Origin of the sequence: Thermoactinospora rubra, assembly GCF_002093975.1 — a bacterium.
In the GTDB taxonomy this organism is placed as follows: domain Bacteria; phylum Actinomycetota; class Actinomycetes; order Streptosporangiales; family Streptosporangiaceae; genus Nonomuraea; species Nonomuraea rubra_A.
In genome coordinates, this window is the sequence record NZ_MSZZ01000011.1 from 59,633 (window position 1) to 76,668 (window position 17,036).

Below are 17,036 nucleotides of genomic sequence, written 5' to 3' on the forward strand. Positions count from 1 at the left end.
GAGCTTCCCGTGTCCGTCACCGACTCGGCCGCCGGCCGACCCGCCCCGGCCGCCACCGAGCCCGCCGAGGACACGCCCCGCACCGAGGACACGGCGCAGGCCAACGACGAAGGGCAGGCCAACGACGAGGCGCAGGCCAACGACGAAGGGCAGGCCGGCGAAGCGGCCCCGCGGTACGGCATGCCGGGCAAACCGCTGGTCCGCGGCCCGTTCCTCTTCGGGCTCACCGGCGGGCTGGGCGTGCTGACGGCGATCGCCATCGCGCAGATGGTCGTCCGCTCGCTCAGCGTGATCATCCTGGTCGCGGTCGCCATGTTCCTGGCCGTGGGCCTGAACCCGGCCGTGGAGGCGCTCCAGCGGCGCGGCCTGCGGCGGCGGGCGGCCATCTCGATCGTCTTCGCCGCCGTCATCGTGGTGTTCGCGCTGTTCGGCGTGGCGATCGTGCCGCCGGTCAGCAGGGAGCTGGCCGAGTTCGTCTCGGCGCTGCCCGGCTACTTCACCGAGCTGGTCAACAACCCGACGCTGCGCCAGCTCGACGCGGACTACCAGATCCTCCCCAAGCTGGCCGAGTTCGTGACCGGCACGCTCGGCCCCGCCATGGCCAGCGGCGTCGTCGGCGCGGGGCTGGTGGTCCTCGACGGGGTCTTCACCGGGGTGACGCTGCTGGTGCTGATGCTGTACTTCCTCGGCTCCCTGCACTCCACCAAGGAGTACCTGCTCAAGATGGTGCCCGCCTCGCGCCGCCCACGCACGAAGGCCATCAGCGAGCAGATCCTCGACGGCATCGGCGGCTACGTGGCCGGCAACGTGCTGATCTCGGTCATCGCGGGCGTGGTGAGCTGGCTGTTCCTGACCATCGCGGACGTGCGCTACGCGCTCGCCCTGGCCATGGTCATCGCGGTCCTGGACCTCATCCCGCTGGTCGGCGCCACGATCGGCGCCGTGGTGGTCTCCGCCGTGGCCTTCCTGCAGTCGGTGCCGCTGGGCATCGCCTGCGCGGTGTTCTTCCTCGTCTACCAGCAGGTGGAGAACTACCTCATCTACCCGCGCGTCATGAAGCGCTCGGTCGACGTGACCCCGGCGGTGACGGTGATCGCCGCGCTCTTCGGCGGCGCGCTCCTCGGCATCGTCGGCGCGCTGCTGGCCATCCCCGTCGCCGCCGCGATCGCGCTGATCATCCGCGAGGTGGTCCACCCCCGCCAGGCAGCGTCTTGACGAACGCCGCCACGGCGGCGTTGAACGCCTCGGGCTGCTCGACCGCGCTGAGGTGACCGGCCTTCTCGATGACCGTCAGCCCGCCCTCGGGTACGGCGTGCGCCATCGCCTCGGCGTCGGACAGCGGCGACAGCTCGTCCTCCTCGCCCACCACGACCAGGGCCGGGACCTTGAGCGCGGCCAGCGTCTCGAACGAGTCGGGCCGGGCCGCCATCGCGCGCTGCGCCCACGCGACAGCCTTGGGCGGCGCGGACCTGACCAGCTCGCGGACCCGGCCGTAGACCATGGCCCTGCGCTCCTTGGTCGTCGTGCCGACCAGCGTCGGCAGCGTTTCCCTGATCAGCACCTCGGTGCCGCTCTCCAGCACCTCGCGGGCGATGCGCTCGCGGTTCTCGCGGGCCGCCGGGGTGTCCGCGCTCGCCTTGGTGTCGGCCAGCACCACGCCCAGCAGCCGGTCGGGGTGCCGGCGGCACATCGCCATCGTCACGTACCCGCCCATGGACTGGCCGCCGACCACCGCCGCCTCGACGCCCTCGGCGTCGAGCACCCGGGCCACGTCGTCGGCCATGAGGTCGATGGAGGGCTCGTCGTCGCCCAGTTGCGACCCGCCGAAGCCGCGCAGGTCGGGCGTGATCACCCGGCAGGTCGAGGCCAGACCCTCGCGCTGGGCGAGCCACATGGCCGAGGACAGCGGGAACGCATGGAGCAGGACGACCGGGAGGCCGCTCCCGGCTGATCTCGTGTAGAGCTGCACGGAGGACACCGTAACGCGGTTGGCCCGGTTGGATGCTTTGGTCACCTACCGAAATGCCGGTATCAGGCTGTCGACAACCCGCCGTCGACGACGAGGACCTGGCCCGTCATGTACGCCGAGGCGTCGCCGGCCAGGAACACCGCGGGATGGGCCATCTCCTCGGCCGTGCCCCAGCGCCGCAGCGGCACGTTGCCGATCGTCCGCCGGCTGGTCTCCTCGTCCTCCCACAGGTTGCGGTTCAGGTCCGTGGCGGTCCAGCCCGGGCACAGGGCGTTCACGCGCACGCCCATCGCGCCCCACTCCACGGCCAGGGACTTCGTCAGGGAGATCAGGGCCGCCTTGGCCGCGCCGTAGGGGGCCAGGAACGGCGCCGCGCCGAGCCCGCCGACCGAGGCCACGTTGATCACCGAGCCCTTGCCGCGCTCCAGCAGGTGAGGGGCGACCGCGTGGCACACGGCCATCGCGGAGTCGAGGTTCAGGCGCATGAGCTTGTCCCACCCGGACAGGCGCAGGTCCTTGAACTCGACCATGAAGTTCGACCCGCCCGCGTTGTTGACGACGATGTCGAGGTGGCCGAGGGCGTCGATGCCGTGCCTTACGGCCTGCGCGGCGGCGTCCCGGTCGCTGAGGTCGGCGGGGATCACGGCGGCCCGCCTGCCGTGCCCCTCGACCTCCTTGGCGACCTCGGCCAGCGCCTCGGCCGACCGGGACACCAGCGCCACGTCGGCGCCCGCCTCCGCGTAGGCGATCGCGATGGCTCGTCCTATGCCTCGTGACGCTCCGGTGACGAGCGCCTTCCTGCCGGTGAGATCGAAAGCATGCATAGAACGATATTCTAGAGAGGGACTCTCGCCGTGGGCCACGCCCGCCGCCGCCCGACTTCCCGCCGTCCACATGCGGGACCAAGGGCAGCCGTTACACCTCGGTCGGCAAGGGGTGGGCCGCCGGGTTCACCCGCTTGACGATCTCGTTGAGCACGATGCGCACGTACGGCTCCCCCACCCACAGGTGCTTGGCCCCGTCCACGCCGATCACCTCGGCCTGCGGGACCCGCGCGAAGCGGCGGCGCGCCTCCTCCGGCCGCAGGTAGTCGTCGAACTCCGGCACCAGCACCGTCAACGGCCGCCCGAAGCGGGCCCAGGCGTCCAGGTCCTCGTCCGTCGCCCGGTGCAGCGGCGGCGACAGCAGGATGGCGCCCTCCACCACCGGGTCGTGCGCCCACTTGAGCGCCAGCTCGGTGCCGAAGGACCAGCCGACCACCCACACGTGCGGCAGGTCGTGGTACTCGGCGTACTCCAGCGCCGCCGCGACGTCGTAGCGCTCCCCCTCGCCCCCGTCGAAGTTCCCCTCCGAGGTGCCACGCTCCGACGACGTGCCCCGCGTGTTGAAGCGCAGCACCGCCAGGTCGGCCAGCGCGGGCAGCCGGTTGGCGGCCTTCTTGTACACGTGGCTGTCCATGAACCCGCCGTGCGTCGGCAGCGGGTGCAGGGTGACCAGCGTCGCCACCGGCGGCCTGTCGGCGGGCAGCGCCAGCTCCCCCACGAGCGTCAGGCCGTCGGCGGTGTGCAGCTCGATCGGCTCCCTGCGGGCGGGCAGCACCGTGGCGGCACGGATCTCCATATCTGTCAGCCTTTCAGTAGCGCGTGCGGCCGGGGCCGCGGTCCAGTCGCTTGCGCCAGCATGCCGTGTGCCAGTGCCGCCGCTCCTCGTCGCCCCCGCTCCAGTTCGGCCAGGCCACCACGTGCGGCAGCCCGGGGCGGATCTCCTGGTCGCAGCCCGGGCACCGGTACGGCTTGGCGGAGGTGGCCCCCGACAGCATGCGGACCTTCCACTCCCCGTCGGGCCACTCCTCGACCCGGTCCATGCCGGACGGGACGCCGAGGGGACGCGCGGAGTCCTTGCGGCGGAAGCGGCGCGGGCTCATCACCGGCTCAGCGGGGGAAGGCGCGGACGCCCGCGGTGACGAGCTGGTCGAGCAGCGGGGCCGGGGCGAAGGCCGGGTCGCGGTACTCGGCGTACAGGGCGCGCAGCCCGTCGCGCATGGCCTCCAGGCCCAACGCCTCGATGGTCTCGAACGGCCCGGCCGGATAGCCGCAGCCGAGCTTCATGGCCGTGTCGATGTCGTCGATGGAGGCGTAGCCCGACTCGTGCATGCGCACGGCGTCGTTGAGGTACGGCAGCAGCAGCGCGTCCACGACGAACCCCGCGCGGTCGCGGCACGGCACCGGGATGAGCTTGAGGACCTTGACCAGGTCCTTGGCGGCCAGCAGCGCCTCGGTGGAGGTCAGCGCGGTGGCGGCCAGCTCGGCGACCTTCCCTCCCACCAGGTGCACGCCGACGAGCCGTTCGGGGCGCGCGAGCCGTACGGCGTGCTCGACGACGGGCCGGTCGCCCAGGTGGAGCACCACGTCGGGGTCGTCGGAGGACTCCTTGAAGCCGACCTCGACCAGCCGGGCGGCCAGCTCCTCCGCCCCGGGGCCCTGGGCGGCGAAGGTGCGCACGGTGGACTTGTCCGGCTCGGACGGCGGCGGCTCCTCGCCGTGGAAGCCGCGCCCGCTCTTGCGGCCCAGCAGCCCGGCGGCCACCAGCTCGCGCAGCACGGGCGCGGGGGCGTGGCGGGCCGAGCGCGTCTCGTCGAACAGCACGCCCATGATCTCGTAGGAGGTGTCCAGGCCGATGAGGTCGAGCAGGGCGAAGGGACCCATGGGCAGCCCCGCGCCCGCCCGCATGGCCTGGTCGATGGCGTCGCGGGTGGCCACGCCCTGGTCGAGCAGGTTGACCGCGTGGTTCAGGTACGGCAGGAGCAGCCGGTTGACGACGAACCCGGCCCGGTCCCCCACGGTCACCGGCGTCTTGCCCAGCCGCCGGGCCAGCTCGGCGAGCTCGGGGACGAGCGCGGGGTCGGTGACGACGGTGTGCACCACCTCGACCAGCCTCATCACCGGCGCCGGGTTGAAGAAGTGCAGGCCGACGACGTTCTGCGGCCGCCCGGTGGACGCGGCGAGCTCGGTGACGCTGAGCGAGGAGGTGTTCGTGGCCAGCACGGCGGCCGGCTTGCAGATGCGGTCGAGGTCGGCGAACAGCGCCTTCTTCAGCGCCATGATCTCGGGGATGGCCTCGATGACGAGGTCGGCCTCGCCGAGGTCGTCGCGCGAGGTGGTGAGCGTGATGCGGCCGAGGACGGCGGCGCGCTCCTCGCCGCTGAGCTTGCCCCTGTCGACCGCCCGCTGGGTCGATCCCTCCAGGTGCCTGCGCCCTCTGGCCAGCGAGTCGGCGTCCGCCTCGACGCCGATCACGCGCAGCCCGGCCCGGGCGAACACCTCCGCGATTCCCGCTCCCATCGTGCCGAGTCCGACGACTCCCACCATCTCCAACGCCATGCGTCCAGTTTTCCAGAGCCGGTAGGGTGAGCGGTCATGCGGTTGGTCATCGCGCGCTGCAGCGTGGATTACATCGGGCGGCTCACGGCGCACCTGCCGATGGCGCCCAGGCTCGTCCTCATCAAGGCCGACGGCAGCGTGTCCATCCACGCCGACGACCGCGCGTACAAGCCGCTCAACTGGATGAACCCGCCCTGCAAGCTGGTGGAGGACGGCGGGACCTGGACGGTCACGCACGGCAAGACCGGCGAGAAGCTGGTGCTGACGATGGCGGAGATCCTCCACGACTCCAGCCACGAGCTGGGCGTCGACCCGGGGCTGGTCAAGGACGGCGTCGAGGCGCACCTGCAGGAGCTGCTGGCCGAGCACATCACCACCCTCGGCGACGGCTGGACGCTGATCCGGCGCGAGCACATGACGGCGATCGGGCCGGTGGACATCCTGTGCCGCGACCACACCGGGGCGACCGTGGCCGTGGAGATCAAGCGGCGCGGCGAGATCGACGGGGTCGAGCAGCTGACCCGCTACCTGGAGCTGCTCAACCGCGACCCGCTGCTCGCGCCGGTCCGCGGGATCTTCGCCGCCCAGGAGATCAAGCCGCAGGCCCGCACGCTCGCCCTGGACCGGGGCATCGAGTGCGTGACCCTCGACTACAACGCGCTGCGCGGCATCGAGCCGGAGAACCCGACGCTCTTCTAGCCGGGCCCCACCCCGGCTGGATCGGGACTCCAGCGCCGGGGCCGAGGCTGGGAGCATGAAGATCCAGTCGAACACCATCGGCTCCGAGATCCACGCCGACCCCGGCGAGCGCCTGGCCCAGATCGAGCCGCGCGTCGTGGTCGATCTCCTGCGCCAGGGCGGCTACGTGTACTTCACCGGCTTCCAGCCCACGCTGGCGGAGTTCGAGGACTTCACCAAGCGGTTCGGCACCTGCGCCGGCGCCCGGCACGTCCACTACCCGGAGGGCGGTGAGGCGCTGGGCTTCCACGCCGAGGACGCCTACAACCCCTACCGGCCCGACGCCATCTGGTTCCTGTGCCTGTTCGAGGGCAGCGACGGCGGCGCCCCGACCGGCGCGGTCGACGGCGTGCGGCTGCTGAAGGAGATGAGCCCGCGGTGGCGGGAGTTCTGCCGCGCCAACACGCTGCGCTTCGAGCGGCACTGGGCGCAGGAGACCTGGCAGAAGGCCGTCGGCGACGCCACGGCCGAGCAGGTCGCGCAGGTGCTGGACTCCCTGCCCGGCTTCACCCACCGGTTCCTGCCCGACGGCACGCTGTACACCTGCTACGAGGCGCCGATCGTGGTCAGGACGCCGGGCGGCGAGGAGAGCTTCAGCAACACCATGCTCCAAGCGCTGACCGAGCAGACCTTCTACGGCATGACGCTGGGCGACGGCTCGCCCGTGCCGCGGGAGCTGGCCGAGCACGCCGAGCGGTGGGCGCTGGAGAACGAGATCCAGATCGGCTGGTCGGCCGGCGACGTCGCGGTGATCGACAACCACCGCATGATGCACCGCCGCGCGGAGTACCACGGCAAGGACCGCGACCTGCGCGCCCGGCACTGCGAGAACCTCTTCGGCACCCGGCTGCCCGACGACTCCACCCCGCTCAGGGCCGCCGTCAAGTCGCTGATCCAGAGCGACGTGGGGCTGCCCGTGGCCGTCGGACCCGTCCCCGCCACCGTGTGACACGACGATGGACGTCCTGTTCGAGAAGTACACCTCGTTCGGCAACACCTTCATCATCGTCGACGAGACGCGCACCCCGCTGGCCGACGACGCGCAGCGGGCGGCCTTCGCCCGCTGGGCGCTCAACGGCGACTTCGGCATCGGCGGCACCGACAACGTCCTGTACCTGTCCAGGGCGCAGGACTCCAGGGTGCAGGGCGGCGCCGACTACGTCTTCCGGATCTTCGAGGTGGACGGGTCGGAGACGCTGTCGTGCGGCAACGGCCTGCTGTCCACCGCCGCGGCGCTGCACCGCGCCCACGGCGGCGTCGAGTGGACCGTCCTGACCGAGGTCCCGACCGGCCGGCCCCGCCCGGTACGGCTCGGCGCCGACCCCGACACCGGCCGCACCTGGGTCGACGTGGGCCCGGCGCGCGCCGTCCCGGCCGAGCTGATCACCCGGTCCGGCCCCCCGCCCGCCGACGGCGTCGACCACATCACCGGCCTGGTGGTCCCCGGCGTGGCCGAGCTGAGCGGCTACCTGACCTTCACCGGCGAGCCGCACCTGGTGCTGTTCAGCGGGCACGGCCTGCCGCCCGAGCTGGAGGAGCGGTTGTTCGTCGACGCCAGGGGCGCCATCGGCCGCCCCGACGGCCCGGCGATCAAGGACACCGTCGCGCTCGCCCACCAGCTGGGCAGCCACGTCAACCAGGCCTACCGCGACCTGTTCCCGCAGGGCGTCCACCTCAACTTCGCCCGGATCAGGGACGGGGTGGTGGAGTACCGCACCTGGGAACGCGCGATCAACTGCGAGACGCTGGCCTGCGGCTCGGGCACCGTGGCGATGGCCTACGTGGGGCGGCGGCTCGGCATCCTGTCCGGCGGCACGACGGCCTTCTGGCCGCACCGCTGCCGCTGGTACCAGCCCGACGCGAGCCTGACCGTCACCGAGACCGAGTCGGGCTACGTGCTCACCGGGCAGCCGCGCCTGGTCTGCGTGGGCGCCGTGCCCCTGTCGCCGCAGGCGTCGGCCCACCAGACGGTCGGCGGCACAGCCGGCAGCACAGTCGGTGGCACAGCCGGCTCGCCATCATCCGCGACACCCGCGAAGGACCTGACCCATGCTCTCGCTGCGACACCAGGGTGACCTGGCGGACACGCTGCGGGCGGCCGGCCTGGACGTGCGGCCGCTGCCTCGCAGCGACGACCCGACGCCCGCGGCGGTACGGCGGGCGATAGCCGAGCGCGCCGGCCCGATGCTCTTCCCCGGCCTCGCCGGCTCCTGGCCGGCGCGGACCGCCTGGACGCCGGAGAACCTGGCCAGGGCGCACGGCCACAAGCTCGTCACGGCCCTGATGGACCTGCCCGCCAGCGGCGTGCTGTTCCCCCAGGACCAGAAGGATTACGAGCGGACCATGCCCTTCGCCGAGTTCGTCGCGGCCATGCTCGCCGCGCCGGCGGACTCGCCGTGCTACCTGGCCTACACCCGGGCCGCCGAGCTGTTCCCCGCCTCCGACTACGACTTCGAGCCGCTCACGGGGCGCCAGCCGTACGGGACCGACACCCGGGTGTGGATCGGCTCGGCGGGCACCCGGTCGATGCTGCACTCGGACCTGAAGGACAACTTCTTCTGCCAGATCTGGGGCGACAAGCACGTCGTGCTGGTGCCGTGGAAGCACGCCCGCGACGTCTACCCCTTCCCGGACAACCTGGTCAACAGCCAGGTCGACCTGGCGAACCCGGACCTGGACAGGTTCCCGCGGCTGCGCCGGGCGGTGTTCTACGCCGGCACCGTACGGCCCGGCGATGTGCTGTTCATGCCCAGGGGCTGCTGGCACGACATCCGGTCGCTGACCCCGTCGGTGTCGCTGAACCACTGGTTCGGGCGGCCGCTCGGCGCCGCCGACTACGCCGCGCTGCTGCTGAGGAGCGGGCCCCGCTCCTGGGCCGCCACCGCGCGCGACTTCGTCCGGTACGGCCTGCTGCGCCGCCGGGAGCGGACGGTGTTCTTCTTCAGCCCGCCCTCGACCGGCAAGCGGCTGTACGACCTGCTGCGCTGGGGCGACTTCTCCCGTGAGAACGACCCGGCCGCCGATTGACCCCTCGGAGACCGCCGTGACCACCCTGACGCACACGCACGCCACCGCCGGCGTCGATCCCTCCTTCGAGCTGCGGCTCATCGAGGCGCTGCGGCCGATCAGCCAGCACTTCCTCGCGGTCGGCGTCCACCACCTGTTCGACACCGGCCTGTACGACGCGCTCGCCGACGCGCCGCCCACGCCGGTCCGGCAGCTCGCCGACCGGCTCGCCATGGAGGCCGGACGGCTGCGCGGCTTCCTGCTCTACCTGGCCAACGAGGGCATCGTGCGGCTGGAGGACGACCGGGTGGCGCTCACCCCGAAGGCCCGCGAGCTGCACGAGTTCCGCGCCTGGTACACCTTCCTCATCGGCGGCTACGCCTCGACCATCCAGCAGATCGGCGGCGCCCTGAGGCTCGGCGCCCCCGACTGCACCCGCGACGGCGAGTACGTCGGCGCCGGCAGCTGCGAGATCAGCAGGTACGACGGCATGCCCATGACCCTCGACCTGCTGGCCAAGGCCGGCGTGACCGCCCGCGAGCTGCTCGACCTGGGCTGCGGCAACGCCCTGTACCTCACCGAGTTCGCCAAGACCATGCCGGGCCTGCGGGCCTGGGGCGTCGAGCCGGACGCGGGCGGCTACCGGGCCGCGGTCGCGCTGGTCGAGCAGGCGGGCATGGCCGACCGCGTGCGGCTGGTCAACGCCTCGGCGACCGACTTCCTGCGCGACCCGCCCGCCGGGTGCGAGCCCGACCTCGTCGTGCTGGGCTACGTGCTGCAGGAGATCCTCGCCCAGGAGGGCGAGGAGGCGGTGCTGGAGCTGCTGCGGGGCGTCGTCGCCAGGTTCCCGCTGATCAACGTCGTGGTCATCGAGGTGAGCGACGAGATCGACAACCCCGCCGTCATGCGGCACGGGCTGGCCAGGGCCTTCTGGAACCCCTACTTCCTCATCCACTACTTCACCCGGCAGCGGCTGGCCAAGAAGGCCTACTGGGACGAGCTGTTCCGGCGGGCCGGGCTGACGGTCGCCGCCTTCACCACCACCGACCCGCGCGTCGACTCGACCGGCGTCGAGCTCGGCTACCTGCTGCGCGGGCCCGCGTACCGCTGACCACGGGGAGGAGGCCGCGCATGCTTTCCCAGCAGCTCGCCGACCAGGTGTTCGCCTGGGCGGCCGACGAGGGGGTCGACACCCCGGCGTTCCTGTTCGCGCCCGCGACGCTGCGCGCCGGGGTGGCCGGGCTGCGGGCCGGGCTCGGCGCCCGCGTCTCCTACGCGACCAAGGCCAACGCGCACCCCATGGTGCTGCGGGCGCTGGAGCCCCTGGTGGAGGAGTTCAACGTCACCAACCCGGCGCACCTGGACACCCTGCTCGGCCTGGGCGTGACGCCCGGCCGCATCGCCTACCTCAACCCGGTCTGCGCCCGGCGGACGCTGGAGGCGGTGCTCGCGCGCGGCGTCACCCGGTTCGTGGTGGACGACGCCCGCGGGCTGGCCATGCTGCCGGACGGCGTCAAGATCACCCTGCGGCTGCGGCCGCCGGACGCCGGCGAGTCCACCCGCTCGGTGGTGCGCTTCGGCAACACTGCCGAGGTGCTGGCGGACCTGGCCAAGCGGGCGGCCGACCGCGGCATCGAGGTGGAGGCGCTGTCGTTCTTCGTGGGCACCGCGGGCGCGGGCATGGAGCAGGCGCTGCCGTACCTGCGCGGGATCGAGGCGCTGCTGCGGCTGCGCGAGCGGCTCGACCGGGCGGGCATCGCGGTGCCGACGTTGAACATCGGCGGCGGCTTCCCGGGCTCGCGCGACCGGTTCCACCGGGACCATCCGGACTTCTTCCAGCGGATCGCCAAGGCGCTGCCGTCCGGCGTGGACGTGCTGTGCGAGCCGGGCCGCTACCTGTGCCAGCCCGCCATGGCGATGCTCAGCCGGGTGGTGGCCGACCGGGCGGTGGCCGGGCGGCGCATGGTCCACCTCGACGCCAGCTCCTACGCGGGCCTGTTCGAGACCACCTTCATCGAGCCCGAACAGGGGCTGGAGTTCGCCACCCGGCCGGGCGCCCGCACGCCCGCGGCCGTGCTGGGGCCGGTGATGGACTCCTTCGACGTGATCGCCAGGCAGGCCCCGCTGCCGCCGCTGGCCGAGGGCGACCTGGTGCTCATCCCCAACACGGGCGCCTACACGTGGGGCTACACCGCCCCCGTCGAGGGGCTGGCGCCGGCCGAGCCGGTCGAGCTGCCGCCCGACCTGGACGAGGGATTCGCGAAGGCGTGGTTCGGGAGCGGACAAGCATGATCACGACTCTGGACGGGCCCATCGTCATCGAGCCCACCGTGTCCCCGCCGCCCGGCATCGGCGTGCGGGAGTGCGGCGAGCCGCTGGCCGAGGTGGCCGGCGTGCCGGGCGTGCACGCCAGCCCCGCCTACCACCAGCGCGGCATCGCCGCCGCCGGCGACCGGATCTTCGTCAGGCGGCGCGTCCTGGAGGGCCTGCGGCGGGCCTCGGCCGCCCTGCCCGACGGCGTCGACATCCTCGTCTGGGACGGCCTGCGCACGCTGGAGACCCAGGCGGAGATCGTCGAGGCGTTCCGCAGGACGCTGCCGGACCCAGACGACGACGCCACCGTGGAGATGTACCTGGCGCTGCCGCCCGCCTCCCGCGAGGAGTTCCTGGCCTCTCCCCCGCCGCATGCCACCGGCGGGGCGGTCGACGTCACGCTGTGCGACACCGACGGCCGCCCCCTCGACCTGGGCGCCGACTTCGACCAGTTCGACGAGAAGGCGTGGCTGACCCACTACGAGGACGACCCCGGATCCGAGTGCCGGCGGCTGCGCCGGATGCTCTACTGGGCGATGCTCGGCGCCGGCTTCGCGCCGTACTCGTGGGAGTTCTGGCACTACGAGATGGGCACCATGGTCGCCGCCGCGTTCCACGGCCAGCCCTTCGCCGACTTCGGCGCCGCCGTACCGTGGAGGACCCCATGACGCAGGTCACCGTGGCCGACAGGACCGTCTACGACACCGACGAATGGCTGGCGGCGTGGTCCCGCTCCACCGTGGAGCGGCTGCGGCCGGCCGACTGCCACCGCCCGCTGCTGTACCGGCTGGAGTACTCGCCGTTCTGGCACGGCTACGAGATCGACACCGGTCTCGGGCCGATCTGGGACCGGCCGGTGCTCACCACGGGCTCGCTGTACGCCGGGTACGGCCCCGGCTACCTGGCCGAGCACCCCGACGAGGTGGCCGCCCTGATGGACCACGCGGCCGGGCAGATGGCGGGCACCTGCGGCCTGCTGGTGCTCAACCTGCCGCTAGAGGCCGCGCTGCAGTGGGCGCTGGTGCGCCCGCCCGACGGCATGGTCCGGCTCGACCTGGCCTACCACCGGGTCATCGGGGCGGGCAGGGATCCGATCGTCGGCGACGTGGACCGGCACGAGCGCCACGACTGGCGCAGGCGGTGGCGGCGCGCCACCGAGAAGGGCGTGCGGCTGGTGGAGGAGACCGATCCCGCGCCCGAGCGCGTGGACGAGGTCGTCGCGCTGGCCAACGGCTCGGCGCTGCGGCACGGCTGGCCGGTGCTGTACGACCGGGCCACCGCCATGGCGGTGCTCGGCGTCCCCGGCGCGCGGCTGCTGCGCGCGGACTGGCACGGCCGGACCGTGGCCGGGTTCGTCGCGCTGGAGCACGACAGGCGCCTGTACCTGTGGGCCGGCGGCATGGACCACACGGTCGTGCGCGAGGTCAGCCCGTACCTGTTCGTGCTGTACGAGCTGCTGCGCATGGGGCCGGAGCGCGGCTGGGAGCGCCTGGAGTTCGGCAAGGGCAACGACGCCTTCAAGAGGCGCTACGGCTTCACGGGCGTGGAGCTGTGGTCCCTGTGGTACGCGGCCGACCCGGCCGACGTCGCGGTCTACCGGCCCAAGCTCGCGGCGCTGCACCAGAAGCTCGGCGCCTTCCAGGGGCTGTGATGGCCATGACCGACGCGCCGCGTCCCGCCGGCCTGTGGCGCCACGGCGACTTCCTCAAGCTGTGGGGCGGGGAGACCGTGTCCCAGGTGGGGGCGCAGATCACGCTCCTCGCGCTGCCGCTGACCGCCATCATCACGCTGCGTGCCACGCCCGAGCAGCTGGGCCTGCTCACCGCGGCGCAGTACGCGCCGGTCCTGCTGATCACGCTGTTCGCCGGGGTCTGGCTGGACACCCACCGCAAGCGTCCCGCGCTGCTCGCGGCCAACCTCGGCCGCGCCGTGCTGCTGGGCCTGGTGCCGCTGCTGTACGCGCTGGACGCGCTGACCATGCCGGCCCTGTACGGCATCGCGTTCCTGAGCGGGCTGCTGACGGCCTTCTTCGACGTGGCCTACGTGGTCTACCTGCCGTCGCTGGTCTCGCGGGACCAGCTCGTGGAGGCCAACTCCCGGCTGGAGGCCACCTACTCCATCGCCTCCATCGGCGGCCCCGGGCTGGGCGGGCTGCTCATCCAGTGGCTGACCGCGCCCGTGTCCATCGTGGTCAACGCCGTGTCGTACCTGGTCGCGGCGGCCAGCGTGGCGGTCATCCGGCACCGGGAGCCGCCGCCGGCCGCCCCGGAGCGGCGCGGCTCGACGTGGGCCGAGATCCGGGAGGGCCTGGCCGCCACCGTGCGCGACCCGCGGCTGCGGTCGCTGGCCGCGGGCGCGGCCTGGTTCAACCTGTTCGAGCAGTACGTCCTGACCCTCTACCTGCTGTACGGCGTGCGCGACCTGGGGCTGACGACCAGCCTGCTCGGCACGATCCTGGCCGTCGGCAGCGTGGGGGCGCTCGCGGGCACGCTGGTGGCCAACCGGGCGGGCCGCTCGCTCGGCGTGGGGCGCACGCTGGTCTGGTCGATGCTGCTGTCGTGCGCCGCGCTCGGGCTGGTGCCGGCGGCCGACGGGCCGCAGCTCGTGGCGGGCACGATCCTGGCGGCCGGGCTGTTCCTGTACGGCCTGGGCCTGGCGGTGTTCAACGTCCACAGCCTGAGCCTGCGCGGCGCCATCGTGTCCGAGCGGCTGCTGGGCCGGGTGACCGCCACCTACCGCTTCCTGGTCTTCGGCACGATCCCGCTGGGCGGGCTGCTCGGCGGGCTGCTCGGCGGGCTGCTCGGCGTCCGCGCCGCGCTGGTGATCGCGGTGGCCGCCCTGGTGGCCGGAGGCGTGGCGTTCGCCTTCACCCGGATCCGGGCGGTGGGCAACGAGGTCTTCCAGGCCCGGCCGCGGGCCGGCGAGGAGGAGCCGTGTTCGGTGGACTGACCGAGGCCGCCTGGGACGAGCTGGCCGGTCCGCGCTTCTACTCGACCAGCGCCTGGCTGCGGTACTGCGCGGCCGAGTACGGCGGGCCGGGCGAGGCCGTGGTGGGCGACGGCGCGGCCGTGCCGTACGTGGAGGTGGCCGGGACCTCCGGGCTGGCCTCCTACGACTGGAGCGGGCAGCTGGCCGCCCGCGGGCTCCCCGCTCCCCCGCCCGCCGGGCTGCTGGTCGGGCCCCGCGAGGGCTACCAGACCCACTTCCTCGGCGCGCCCGAGGGCGTGCCGGGGCTGGTGGAGCGGCTGCGGGCGCGGGCCCGCGACCGGCCCTGCGTGGCGATGTACCTGCCCACCTCCGAGGTGGAGCTGGCGCGCCGGGCGGGCGTCACCGCGCCGCCCGTGGTGCTGGAGACCGACGCCTGGATCGCGGTCGAGGGCTGGCCGGACTACCTGCCGCGCAAGCGGCGGTACGCGGTGCGGGCCGCGCGACGGGTCTTCCACGAGGCCGGCTACAAGATCAGGCACATGGCGCTGGGCGAATGCGTCGACCACCTGGCCGGCGCGGCGGTGGCGACCCTGGCCAAGCACGGCGTCGACGCCGAGCCCGAGGAGGAGCGGCGGGCCCTGCGCAGCCACGCCGTCCACATGGGCGAGGCGGCCCGCGTGGCGGTCCTGTCGCGGGAGGACGAGCGGCCTCTCGGGTTCTGCCTGTACTACGTGGGAACCGACGCGGTCTTCCTCCGCTGGGCGGGCTTCGACTACCCCCGGCTGTCCGGGGCGGCCGAGTACTTCAACCTCACGCTGTTCAGCCAGCTCGACCTGGCCGCCGAGCTCGGGCTGCGCTGGGTGCACGCGGGCACCAAGTCCATCGAGGCCAAGGCGCTGTACGGTGCGCGGCTGCGCCCCCTGTGGCTGGTCGACCTGACCCCGGACAGCGTCCTGCACGCCGCCCGCGAGCAGGTGAGGCGGCACAACGCCGAGGCCCACCGCCGGCTGCTCGACGACCCCCGCACGGCCGGCGCTCTCGACACCGACACCTGGCAGGCGATCCATGACGGCTGAGACGACTGAACGGAGAAGGGTACTCGTGACCGGCGGCGCGTCCGGCATCGGCGCCGCCATCGCCCGCCGGTTCGCCGGCGACGGCGCCCGCGTGGCCGTCCTGGACAGGGACAAGCAGGCCCTCGCGTCGCTCGGGGCCGCACCGGGCGTGGAGTTGCGGCTCGCCGGGGACGTGGCCGACCCCCTGGCGGTGGACGAGGCGTTCGAGGAGATCGACCGGCGGTGGGGCGGGCTGGACGTGGCCGTCAACAACGCCGGCGTCAGCATCCGGGGCGCCTTCCTGGACCTGCCGCTGGAGGACTGGCAGCGCACCCTCGACGTCAACCTCACCGGCGTGTTCCTGGTCGGCCAGCGGGCGGCGCGGCGCATGGCCGGGCGCGGCGGCGTCATCCTCAACATCGCCTCGGTCAGCGGCATGGTCGGCATGCCGCACTACGCCGCCTACAACGCCAGCAAGGCCGGGGTCATCGAGCTGACCAAGACGATGGCGCTGGAGCTGGCGCCGCACGTGCGGGTCAACGCCATCTGCCCCGGCTACGTGCTGACGCCGATGCAGGAGGCGGAGTACTCGCCGGCCGCGCTCGCGGCGTGCGCCGCGAAGGTGCCGCTCGGCCGGCTGGGCCGGCCCGCCGAGATCGCCGCGCTGGCCGCGTACCTGGCCTCCCCGGAGGCGGAGTTCGCCACCGGGCAGAGCTTCGTCATCGACGGCGGCGAGACCGCGGGCGGACTGGCCAGCAGGTGACGCCCGAGCCGGGCTCGACCGCGGCTCCAGGCGCCACCGCGACGATGCACTCAGCGATTCGCACAAGGAGAAAGGCGTGACCACCGTGTCGGTTGAACGGGCGGTTGAAGGGTCGGCTGAACGGCCGGTTGAGCGGCTCCGGATCCTGAACCCGGACCCCGGCTGGAGCGTCGGGCCCGCCTGGCTGCGGGAGGCGCTGGACCACTTCCGGCGCGACCTGCTGGACCCGGGCTACCCGTGCACCTTCGGCAGGCACGCGCTCAGGGCCGGCGACATGCACATGACCTGGGTGGACCGCGACGACCTGAGCACGCTGCCGGGCGACCTGGCCGCCTTCGTCGACAAGGCCGCCACCGAGCCCGAGCGCCGCCAGCCGCTGATCGTCTTCGTCGAGCCGCCCGCCCGGCCGGTCACGGCACGGCACCACGACCGCCGGTTCTGGGAGATCCTGCAGTACCTCCACCGGCACGACGACCGGCCCTGGCCGGACGACGTGCCGGCCGACCCGAAGGACCCCGGCTGGCAGTTCTGCTTCCACGGGACCTCCCTGTTCGTCTTCGCCCTGACGCCCGCCAACCGGCTGCGCCGCTCGCGGCGGCACCGCACCTGCCTGGTGCTGTCCTTCCAGCCCCGCTGGGTCTTCGACGGCATCGGCGTGGGCACGCCCGCGGGCAACGTCACCAGGCGCAGGATCCGCGAGCGGCTGGACCGGTGGGACATGATCGGCCGGCACCCGAGCATGGGCGAGCTCGACGAGATGTCCGACGACGAGTGGCGGCAGTACTTCATCACCGACGACAACACCGACCTGCACGACAGCTGCCCCTTCGTGCCGTGGCTGGTCCCGCACTGACGGCAGCGTCCCCGACCTTCCCGACCTTCCC

Annotated in this window: 18 protein-coding genes; 13 read left to right on the forward strand and 5 right to left on the reverse strand. The window is 73.1% G+C overall.

The features are described from left to right. The first annotated feature begins 9 nt into the window (after positions 1 to 9). Complete coding sequence (locus BSB02_RS20410) at positions 10 to 1,215, forward strand: AI-2E family transporter (RefSeq protein WP_240506547.1); 1,206 nt, start codon at positions 10 to 12, stop codon at positions 1,213 to 1,215. Here BSB02_RS20410 and BSB02_RS20415 read toward each other — a convergent pair. From BSB02_RS20415 to BSB02_RS20435, 5 genes are all read right to left on the reverse strand, one after another. After that, positions 1,175 to 1,969 carry an alpha/beta fold hydrolase gene (locus tag BSB02_RS20415; protein ID WP_084961146.1) on the reverse strand — a complete coding sequence of 265 codons (795 nt, stop codon included), beginning with the start codon at positions 1,967 to 1,969 and terminating at the stop codon, positions 1,175 to 1,177. The two genes, BSB02_RS20410 and BSB02_RS20415, sit on opposite strands and share 41 nt — an antisense overlap. Positions 1,970 to 2,031: 62 nt before the next feature. After that, complete coding sequence (locus BSB02_RS20420; RefSeq protein WP_084960721.1) at positions 2,032 to 2,793, reverse strand: SDR family NAD(P)-dependent oxidoreductase; 762 nt, start codon at positions 2,791 to 2,793, stop codon at positions 2,032 to 2,034. Between the two features lie 91 nt (positions 2,794 to 2,884). Next, positions 2,885 to 3,589, reverse strand: a complete 705-nt coding sequence (locus BSB02_RS20425) for an alpha/beta hydrolase (protein ID WP_084960723.1) — start codon at positions 3,587 to 3,589, stop codon at positions 2,885 to 2,887. Between the two features lie 13 nt (positions 3,590 to 3,602). Beyond that, positions 3,603 to 3,893, reverse strand: coding sequence for an ATP/GTP-binding protein (locus BSB02_RS20430; RefSeq protein WP_084960725.1), 291 nt, complete (start codon positions 3,891 to 3,893; stop codon positions 3,603 to 3,605). Between the two features lie 7 nt (positions 3,894 to 3,900). Then, on the reverse strand, positions 3,901 to 5,349 hold the full coding sequence (locus tag BSB02_RS20435) for a 3-hydroxybutyryl-CoA dehydrogenase (protein WP_084960726.1): 1,449 nt from the start codon (positions 5,347 to 5,349) through the stop codon (positions 3,901 to 3,903). Between the two features lie 36 nt (positions 5,350 to 5,385). Between BSB02_RS20435 and nucS the strand changes: the two genes are divergently transcribed. From nucS to BSB02_RS20495, 12 genes are all read left to right on the forward strand, one after another. Then, positions 5,386 to 6,048 carry an endonuclease NucS gene (gene nucS, locus BSB02_RS20440; protein WP_084960729.1) on the forward strand — a complete coding sequence of 221 codons (663 nt, stop codon included), beginning with the start codon at positions 5,386 to 5,388 and terminating at the stop codon, positions 6,046 to 6,048. Between the two features lie 55 nt (positions 6,049 to 6,103). Next, positions 6,104 to 7,036: a TauD/TfdA family dioxygenase gene (locus BSB02_RS20445; RefSeq protein ID WP_084960731.1), complete on the forward strand. Its 933-nt coding sequence runs from the start codon at positions 6,104 to 6,106 to the stop codon at positions 7,034 to 7,036. A gap of 7 nt (positions 7,037 to 7,043) precedes the next feature. Continuing rightward, entirely contained in the window at positions 7,044 to 8,162 is a 1,119-nt protein-coding gene (locus BSB02_RS20450) for a diaminopimelate epimerase (protein WP_084960733.1), read from the forward strand. Continuing rightward, a complete protein-coding gene (locus BSB02_RS20455; protein WP_084960735.1) occupies positions 8,137 to 9,114 on the forward strand; it encodes a cupin-like domain-containing protein in 978 nt (325 codons plus the stop codon). Before BSB02_RS20450 ends, BSB02_RS20455 begins: the two co-directional genes overlap by 26 nt. 16 nt (positions 9,115 to 9,130) lie before the next feature. Further along, positions 9,131 to 10,204 (forward strand): hypothetical protein, encoded by a 1,074-nt coding sequence (locus BSB02_RS20460; RefSeq protein WP_084960737.1) that lies wholly within the window; start codon positions 9,131 to 9,133, stop codon positions 10,202 to 10,204. Between the two features lie 20 nt (positions 10,205 to 10,224). After that, positions 10,225 to 11,385 (forward strand): type III PLP-dependent enzyme domain-containing protein, encoded by a 1,161-nt coding sequence (locus BSB02_RS20465; protein WP_084960739.1) that lies wholly within the window; start codon positions 10,225 to 10,227, stop codon positions 11,383 to 11,385. Then, the gene (locus BSB02_RS20470) at positions 11,382 to 12,074 is read left to right on the forward strand and encodes a M15 family metallopeptidase (RefSeq protein WP_084960742.1); all 693 of its coding nucleotides are present in this window, start codon (positions 11,382 to 11,384) and stop codon (positions 12,072 to 12,074) included. The genes BSB02_RS20465 and BSB02_RS20470 overlap by 4 nt, the downstream gene beginning before the upstream one ends. Then, on the forward strand, positions 12,071 to 13,057 hold the full coding sequence (locus BSB02_RS20475; RefSeq protein WP_084960744.1) for a GNAT family N-acetyltransferase: 987 nt from the start codon (positions 12,071 to 12,073) through the stop codon (positions 13,055 to 13,057). Before BSB02_RS20470 ends, BSB02_RS20475 begins: the two co-directional genes overlap by 4 nt. After that, complete coding sequence (locus BSB02_RS20480; protein WP_084960746.1) at positions 13,057 to 14,355, forward strand: MFS transporter; 1,299 nt, start codon at positions 13,057 to 13,059, stop codon at positions 14,353 to 14,355. The genes BSB02_RS20475 and BSB02_RS20480 overlap by 1 nt, the downstream gene beginning before the upstream one ends. After that, the gene (locus tag BSB02_RS20485; RefSeq protein ID WP_084960748.1) at positions 14,340 to 15,410 is read left to right on the forward strand and encodes a hypothetical protein; all 1,071 of its coding nucleotides are present in this window, start codon (positions 14,340 to 14,342) and stop codon (positions 15,408 to 15,410) included. The genes BSB02_RS20480 and BSB02_RS20485 overlap by 16 nt, the downstream gene beginning before the upstream one ends. Further along, a complete protein-coding gene (locus tag BSB02_RS20490) occupies positions 15,400 to 16,152 on the forward strand; it encodes an SDR family NAD(P)-dependent oxidoreductase (RefSeq protein WP_084960750.1) in 753 nt (250 codons plus the stop codon). Before BSB02_RS20485 ends, BSB02_RS20490 begins: the two co-directional genes overlap by 11 nt. A 76-nt stretch (positions 16,153 to 16,228) precedes the next feature. After that, the gene (locus BSB02_RS20495) at positions 16,229 to 17,005 is read left to right on the forward strand and encodes a YqcI/YcgG family protein (RefSeq protein WP_084960752.1); all 777 of its coding nucleotides are present in this window, start codon (positions 16,229 to 16,231) and stop codon (positions 17,003 to 17,005) included. Positions 17,006 to 17,036 lie beyond the last annotated feature (31 nt).